Annotated in this window: 7 protein-coding genes and 1 pseudogene; 5 read left to right on the forward strand and 3 right to left on the reverse strand. The window is 69.3% G+C overall.

What is annotated here, in order from left to right; translation table 11 throughout:
- The 3 genes from AC1D1G_RS38805 to AC1D1G_RS38815 all read right to left on the reverse strand — a co-directional run.
- Positions 1 to 476 (reverse strand): glycogen/starch synthase (locus AC1D1G_RS38805; RefSeq protein WP_477956249.1); only part of this gene is annotated, 476 nt, incomplete at its 3' end.
- Positions 473 to 2071 (reverse strand): 1,4-alpha-glucan branching protein domain-containing protein, encoded by a 1599-nt coding sequence (locus AC1D1G_RS38810; protein WP_477956250.1) that lies wholly within the window; start codon positions 2069 to 2071, stop codon positions 473 to 475. The genes AC1D1G_RS38810 and AC1D1G_RS38805, both read right to left, overlap by 4 nt.
- A complete protein-coding gene (locus tag AC1D1G_RS38815) occupies positions 2068 to 2895 on the reverse strand; it encodes a class I SAM-dependent methyltransferase (RefSeq protein ID WP_283334833.1) in 828 nt (275 codons plus the stop codon). Before AC1D1G_RS38815 ends, AC1D1G_RS38810 begins: the two co-directional genes overlap by 4 nt.
- A 241-nt stretch (positions 2896 to 3136) precedes the next feature.
- Between AC1D1G_RS38815 and AC1D1G_RS38820 the strand changes: the two genes are divergently transcribed.
- The 5 genes and pseudogenes from AC1D1G_RS38820 to AC1D1G_RS38840 all read left to right on the forward strand — a co-directional run.
- On the forward strand, positions 3137 to 3937 hold the full coding sequence (locus AC1D1G_RS38820) for an electron transfer flavoprotein subunit beta/FixA family protein (protein WP_477956251.1): 801 nt from the start codon (positions 3137 to 3139) through the stop codon (positions 3935 to 3937).
- Between the two features lie 46 nt (positions 3938 to 3983).
- Positions 3984 to 4937, forward strand: a pseudogene (locus AC1D1G_RS38825) (electron transfer flavoprotein subunit alpha/FixB family protein); the annotation flags it as partial.
- 137 nt (positions 4938 to 5074) lie between these two features.
- A complete protein-coding gene (locus AC1D1G_RS38830) occupies positions 5075 to 5908 on the forward strand; it encodes a GNAT family N-acetyltransferase (RefSeq protein ID WP_283354670.1) in 834 nt (277 codons plus the stop codon).
- A complete protein-coding gene (locus AC1D1G_RS38835; RefSeq protein WP_317568947.1) occupies positions 5905 to 6828 on the forward strand; it encodes a lysophospholipid acyltransferase family protein in 924 nt (307 codons plus the stop codon). Before AC1D1G_RS38830 ends, AC1D1G_RS38835 begins: the two co-directional genes overlap by 4 nt.
- Positions 6829 to 6845: 17 nt before the next feature.
- Positions 6846 to 7197, forward strand: a 352-nt coding sequence (locus AC1D1G_RS38840) for an aminotransferase class V-fold PLP-dependent enzyme (protein WP_477956252.1), incomplete at its 3' end; no start/stop codon positions are given.

Raw genomic sequence — 7197 nt, forward strand, 5'->3', positions numbered from 1 at the left:
GAATGCACCTGGCGGTTGATCCGGCCGGACACCCAGCCGCTGTGCCGCCCGGCCTCGGTGGCGTGGAGCGTGGAAACCAAAGGGACGTCGTAGAATTCGGCCAACGCGATGGCCGGATGCGCCACGAGCCAGTCGTGTGCGTGCACCACGTCCGGCTGCCAGCCCTCCCCGACCCCCGGTTTGTGGAGGGCGACACCGGCTCGCACCATCGCGTGCCCCATCGCGAGTGTCCACGCCAGCATGTCCTCGCCGAAGACGAAGTGCGCGGGGTCCTCGGCGACGGCGACCACCAGGACGCCGCCCTCGATGTGGGTGACAGTGGGATGGGTGGAGGCGTCGGTGCCCGACGGCCGCCGCGACAGCACCACCACTTCGTGTCCGGCCGCCGCGAGTTCGGTGGCCAGGTGGTGGACGTGGCGGCCGAGACCGCCGACCACGACGGGTGGGTACTCCCACGACACGATCAGGATCTTCACGACGCCCCTCCCTCGGTGCCCGTCAGCCGGGTGTCCCTGCCGGGCAGACGCCGCGCGTCGAGCCCGGGGAACAGGCCGTCGGCGCGGTTCCATCCCTCTGCGAGCCGGTTCGCGGCCGCGTCCTTGCCCGCGGAGACCGCGGCGGCGATCTCGCGGGTGGCGTGTGCGTGCTTGTGTGCCCGGTCGCGGGCATATCCGGCGGCCGAATCCTTACTGACCATGAACGCCCAGTCGCTCGACACCGTCATGAGTGCCTCCCGCAGGATCTGATCGTTCACGCGGTTCCGGAGCGCGGGGCGTCCGGGGGCGGTGTCGGCGTCGTGGGTCTTGTCCACGGTGTCGAGGGCGGTCGCAACCACCTCGGAGTTGAGTTGCACCAGGTCCGAGACCTGATCGCCGGCCCACACCCGCCAATCCTTGCCGGATCCCCACGACGAGTTCTCGAGCTGGACGGGTTCGCCGACGTAACCCTGCCTGCGGGCGTCGTCGAGGGTGCCGACCCGAATTCCGGCCTCGGGTAGCGCGCGCAGCACCTTCTCGAGCCACTCGGGGCCCTCGTGCCACCAGTGCCCGAACAATTCGGTGTCGAACGCGGCGACGACGAGCGCGGGCCGTCCGATGCGCTTGGACTCGTCGCGCAGCCGCGTGCGGACGGTGGCGACGAAGTCGGCCGCGTGCCGATCGACCGCGGCCGTCGCGAGAGCCGGGTCGTACGGCGCCTTGTCGGCCGAGTCGACGGTGCGGCCGGTGACGCGGGCCGGTTTGAGGCCCGTGGCGTGGTCGTATGTGTGGAAATCGCGGTAAGCGCCGTGCCCGGGATAGCCCGACTTGGGCGACCACACCCGGTAACTCACCTGCAGGTCGCGTCCGAACGCGACCACATCGGACTCACGGACCGGCCTGCCGAGCGACGTGTCGCCGCGCAGGGCGGGGCCGTCGACCATGAAATGAGTGACGCCCGCCGCGGCGTATCCGGTCTCCATGCCGGGGGTGTACCCGCATTCGGGCCCCCAGATACCTGTCGGTGTGCAGTTCCACCGTGCGGCGGCGTCGGCGAGCCCCTCGCGGAGGGAGAAGGCACGCAACCGCGGGTCGAGCAGCGGCTGGAACGGGTGGGCCAGCGGCCCGCCGAGCAGTTCGAACGCCTCGCGATCGAGAAGGTCGCGCAGTACCGGTGAGCCGCCGTGCCGCCAGCGCAGCTCGAAGTCGGCGAGTGCGGCGGCGGACGCGCGGTGCTCGCGGGCACCGAGATCGCGGTGCGCGTCGTCGGGCATTCCTGCCGCCTCGTGCGCGCGGATCTGCCAGTTCCCGAGCCAGTGGTGCATTCCCGCCAGACTGTGCGGATCATCGAGCTGAGCTGCGAGAACGGGGGTGATGCCGAGGGTCAGCAGATGCGAGCGACCCTCGTCGGACAGCCGCCGCAACATCGCGGTGAGAGGGAGGTACGACGCCGCCCACGACTGGTACAGCCACTCCTCGCCCACCGGCCACCGGCCGTGGTTGGCGAGCCAGGGCAGGTGGGAGTGCAGGACCAGGCAGAACATGCCCGGTTCCGTCGCGTCGCCCGCTCCGGTGCGGTTGTCGGATTCGGTCACCGAACAGGATCCTTCACCGCGACGGCCACCAGGTCGAGGCTGTCGTCGATGTCGCCCTCGTGCAGGGCGAAATCGTCGACGGTGATGCCCTCGACGTCGCGGGTCAGTTCGTCGGGCCACGGTTCGCCGGCGAGTGCGCGGTCGATCTGGGCGCCGATGAACGAGCCGCCGTGCTTCGTGTCGAGGGATTTCAGCCGGTCGCCGTGATGGACGCCGGTCATGAGGGCGACCCTGAAGCCGGCCTCTTCCAGGAGCTCGGTCAGCTCGGCCGCGTCGAGTTCACGGGTGTGGAACGGATTGAGGGGTGTGTCGCGGCCCGGCGAGAACGTGATGCGGTTGGGGGTGCTGACGAGCAGTTCCCCGCCGGGCGTCAGCACCCGGAAGCATTCGCGCAGGAATTGGGCCTGGTCCCAGAGGTGTTCGATCACCTGGAAATTGACGACGGTGTCGACGGATTCGTCGCCGAGGGGAAGGTCCGCGAGGTTGCCGTGCAGCATCTCGACGCGGGGGTACCGCGCACGCACGTGCTCGACCGCGGAGATGTCGTAGTCGAGTCCGGTGACGGTCCGTGCCACATCGGCAATCATGTTGGCGCCGTAGCCTTCTCCGGATCCGGCCTCGAGTACCCGGCGTCCCGCGCAGCGGGGGAGGAGGTCGCGGTAGACCACCTCGTGACGCCGGAACCAGTAGTTCTCCTCGGGGATCCCGGGCACGGTCCGCTCGCCCGTGAGGGGCAGTTGCTCGTCTCCGGTCGATGGCAATTGCTCGTGACCGAGCGGGGGCAGCGGTGCGTCCTCGCGGTCGCCGACAAATGATTCGCTCACCGCTGCGAGGTTAGTGCCACCGGCAAGGTCGCTCGTCCAGGTGGTCTACATCACAGGGATGAAATGCACTTTCGGCCGTTATGGTGAACGAGACTTTCACGCAAGTTACCGACGGGTAACTTAACGTGGGGTAATCTGTCGCAGAGCCATCGTGCGACGAAATATCGACAACGAGAGCTCGGCCCATGCGGAGCAACTCGCGATAACCACGCAAGAACACACAGGAGGTCGACGAAGACCCATGACGAACATTGTTGTTTTGATCAAGCAGGTCCCCGACACGTGGTCCGAGCGCAAGCTGACCGACGGTGACTACACGCTTGACCGCGAGGCCGCCGATGCAGTGCTCGACGAGATCAACGAGCGCGCCGTCGAGGAAGCGCTCCTGATCAAGGAGGCTCAGGGCGGCGAGGTGACCGTCCTCTCCGCAGGTCCGGACCGCGCCACCGACGCCATCCGCARGGCCCTCTCCATGGGCGCCGACAAGGCAGTGCACATCAACGACCCGGCCCTCCACGGCTCCGACGCGGTGCAGACCGCGTGGACCCTGGCCGCGGCGCTGGGACAGATCACGTTCGAGAACGAAGAGCCTGCCGACCTGATCATCGCCGGTAACGAGGCCACCGACGGCCGCGTCGGCGCCGTTCCGGCCATCATCGCCGAGTACCTGGGCATCCCGCAGCTCACGCAGCTGCGCAAGCTCACGGTCGCCGACGGCACCGTCACCGGAGAGCGCGAGACCGACGAGGGCGTCTTCGGCCTCGAGGCGAGCCTGCCGGCCATCGTCAGCGTCACCGAGAAGATCAACGAGCCCCGCTTCCCCTCCTTCAAGGGCATCATGGCCGCGAAGAAGAAGGAAGTTCTCGTCTACACGCTGGCCGACCTCGGTGTCGACCCGGAGACCGTCGGTGTCGCCAACGCGGGCACCACCGTCACCGCCTCCACCCCCAAGCCCCCGCGTACCGCTGGTGAGCGCATCGTCGACGAGGGCGACGGCGGCAGCAAGATCGCTGCCTACCTCGTGGGCCAGAAGATCATCTGATCGCGCCCCTCTACAGACCAGCAGACACATACAGGGAGAGTTAGACATGGCAGAAGTACTGGTGCTCGTCGAGCACGCAGAGGGTGCGCTGAAGAAGGTCAGCACCGAACTCATCACCGCCGCTCGCGCGCTCGGTGAGCCGGCCGCAGTGGTCACCGGTCCCGCCGGCACCGCCGACAAGCTGGCCGAGGGCCTCACCGCCGCGGGCGCGGCCAAGATCTACGTCGCCGAGTCGGACGACATCGACGGCTACCTCGTCACCCCGAAGGTCGACGTGCTCGCGTCGCTCGTCGAGTCGGCCGCGCCGGCTGCGGTCATCACCGCCGCCAGCGTCGAGGGCAAGGAGGTCTCCGGACGTCTTGCTGCCCGCATCGGCTCCGGCCTGCTCGTCGACGTCGTCGACGTGAAGTCCGACGGCAGTGCCGTGCACTCCATCTTCGGCGGCGCGTTCACCGTCGACGCCAAGGCCAACGGCGACGTCCCGGTCATCTCGGTCCGCCCGGGTGCCATCGAGGCGAAGCCCGAAGCGGGCGCAGGCGAGAAGGTCTCCGTCGAGGTCCCGGCCCAGGAAGAGGGCGCCGTCAAGATCACCTCGCGTGATCCGATCGTCGGTGGCGACCGCCCCGAGCTCACCGAGGCGACCGTCGTCGTCTCCGGTGGCCGCGGTGTCGGCAGCGCCGACAAGTTCACCGTCGTCGAGGAACTCGCCGACTCGCTGGGTGCCGCTGTCGGTGCCTCGCGTGCCGCGGTCGACTCGGGCTACTACCCGGGACAGTTCCAGGTCGGTCAGACCGGTAAGACGGTCTCCCCGCAGCTGTACATCGCGCTCGGCATCTCCGGTGCGATCCAGCACCGCGCCGGTATGCAGACGTCGAAGACCATCGTCGCCGTGAACAAGGACGAGGAAGCCCCGATCTTCGAGATCGCGGACTACGGCATCGTCGGCGACCTGTTCAACGTCGCTCCGCAGCTCACCGAGGCTGTCAAGGCCCACAAGGGCTGWTTTTCGGCCGACGGCGGCCCCGTTCCCTTCCAGGGAGCGGGGCCGCCGTCGTATCTTCCGTCGTTCATCCGGGCTGCATCGACACGACACCCGGGCGATGCCCTCACGCCGCCCCTGCTCGGTAAACCTGCGCCATGACAACTTCGTCAGTTCTCCGCGCACCGAGTGAGACCGCCGATTCTGTTGTAACCGCGCCCCGATACTCCCTGGTCGTCTCGTCCGACCGTGAACACCGCGTTGCGGCCCAAAGGCTGCGCTACCGCGTGTTCGCCTCCGAACCCGGATTCTCCGTCCCCGCGCACGCGGACGCCCTCGACGCCGACCGGTTCGACGACTTCTGCGACCACCTCCTCGTCCGCCACGAGGCGACCGGCGAGTTCGTCGGCTGCTACCGCATGCTCCCGCCCGACGCCGCCGCCCAGGCCGGCGGCTATTACACCGCCACCGAATTCGACATCTCCGCTCTGGACCCCGTCGGCAACCGCATCGTCGAGATGGGCCGGGCGTGCGTCGACCCCGACCACCGCTCCGGTTCGGTGCTGAGCCTGATGTGGGCAGGCATCCTCCACTACCTGCAGCTCACCGGATACGAGTGGGTCATGGGATGTGTGTCCGTGCCGATGCGGGAGCATCCGGACGCGGTGGCCGGTTCCAACGTCCGCGGGGTGCGCGACCTGCTGCTCCGCAAGTACGGCAATGACCCGGCCGCGCGGGCCGTGCCCAGGAACCCGGTGCGCGTCGACGGGCGGTCGCTCGACGAGATCGCGCCGCCCGCCCGCCCGACCCTGCCGCCGCTGCTCCGGGGCTACCTGCGCCTCGGGGCCAGGGTGTGCGGTGAGCCCGCGCACGATCCGGAGTTCGGTGTGGCCGATTTCGTCGCCCTGCAGGGACTGCACGGCGCCAACGAGCGGTACCTCGAACGCCTGCGGTCGGCGTCGGCCACTCTCGAGGCGGGGGCACAGGCATGAGCACGGCCTTGTCCGAGCCGACCGAGGTGACCGTTCACTCGTGGATGCCGTCGAGTCCGTGCGGCGCGGGGTGTCTGCCCGCGGAGGCGAACGGGGTGTCGATGCCGACCGTGGTCGTTCGGTGGTGCCTCGTGGTGTCGGCCCTGGCGACCGCGCCGCTCCTGACCGCGGGATGGTTGCTGCCCCGGTCGTGGCGAACAGGTCTGCAGAGGCGGTACGCGGCGATCCTGTTGCGCTGCATGGGAATTCACCTCCTCGTCGTCGATCATCGCGGAAAGCGGCGCCACACCGGCGGGATCCTGGTGGTGGCCGGCCACGTGTCGTGGACCGACGTGCTGGTGCTCAGCGCGCTCGCGCCGGCGAACTTCGTCGCCCGCGGGGATCTGCTGGACTGGCCGGTGCTGGGGTCGCTCGCGCGGCGGATGAGGGTGGTTCCGATCGAGCGGCAGAGCCTGCGGGCGCTTCCGGCGACCGTGGCGACGACGGCGGGCAGGCTGCGCGCCGGCGAACGAGTCGTGGCGTTCCCGGAGGGCACCACGTGGTGCGGACGGGCGTACGGCGGGTTCCGGCCCGCACTGTTCCAGGCGGCGATCGACGCGGAATGCCCGGTTCAGCCGATCTCGCTGCGGTACACCGGCCGGGGCGGGGAGCTGACGACCGGGCCGTGTTTCGTGGGCGAGGAGACGATCGGTCAGTCGATCCGGCGCATCATCCGACAGAAGGGGGTCACCGCGGAGGTGCGGCTGGCGCCGATCGAGTATCCGGGGGAGTGCCGCCGCGATCTGGCTGCCCGGTGCGAGCGCGCCGCGCGGGGCGACGAACGGATCGATCTCGCAGCGCACGACATCCTCGATCCGCTGCAGGGTGTGGCCGGGACGGCGGCCGCGGGCATCGAGGCGGCGGAGCGTCTCGTCGCCTGAGCTATCCTGGTCACGTCATGACCTCTGCCCGCAGTGCCGATCACCCCGTCTACCTGGACCACGCAGCCACCACTCCCATGGTGCCCGCGGCCGTCCGGGCGATGACCGACATCTTCAGGACCGTGGGCAATGCGTCCTCGCTGCACGGTTCCGGGCGCGCCGCCCGCCGTCGCATCGAGGAGGCCCGCGAGTCCATCGCCGCCGACCTCGGTGCCAGGCCGTCCGAGGTCATCTTCACCTCCGGTGGCACCGAGAGCGACAACCTCGCCGTCAAGGGCATCTTCTGGGCCCGGCGCGACGCCGACCCCGGCCGGGTGCGGATTCTCGCCAGTTCCGTGGAGCACCATGCGGTTCTCGACGCGGTGGAGT

Source organism: Rhodococcus sp. P3_B8, from assembly GCF_056402775.1.

What these genes read in the sequence shown, in the direction of transcription:
- AC1D1G_RS38830 (WP_283354670.1), top strand. Translation starts at nt 5,075, where the DNA reads ATGACAACTTCGTCAGTTCTCCGCGCACCGAGTGAGACCGCCGATTCT.
- AC1D1G_RS38835 (WP_317568947.1), top strand. Translation starts at nt 5,905, where the DNA reads ATGAGCACGGCCTTGTCCGAGCCGACCGAGGTGACCGTTCACTCGTGG.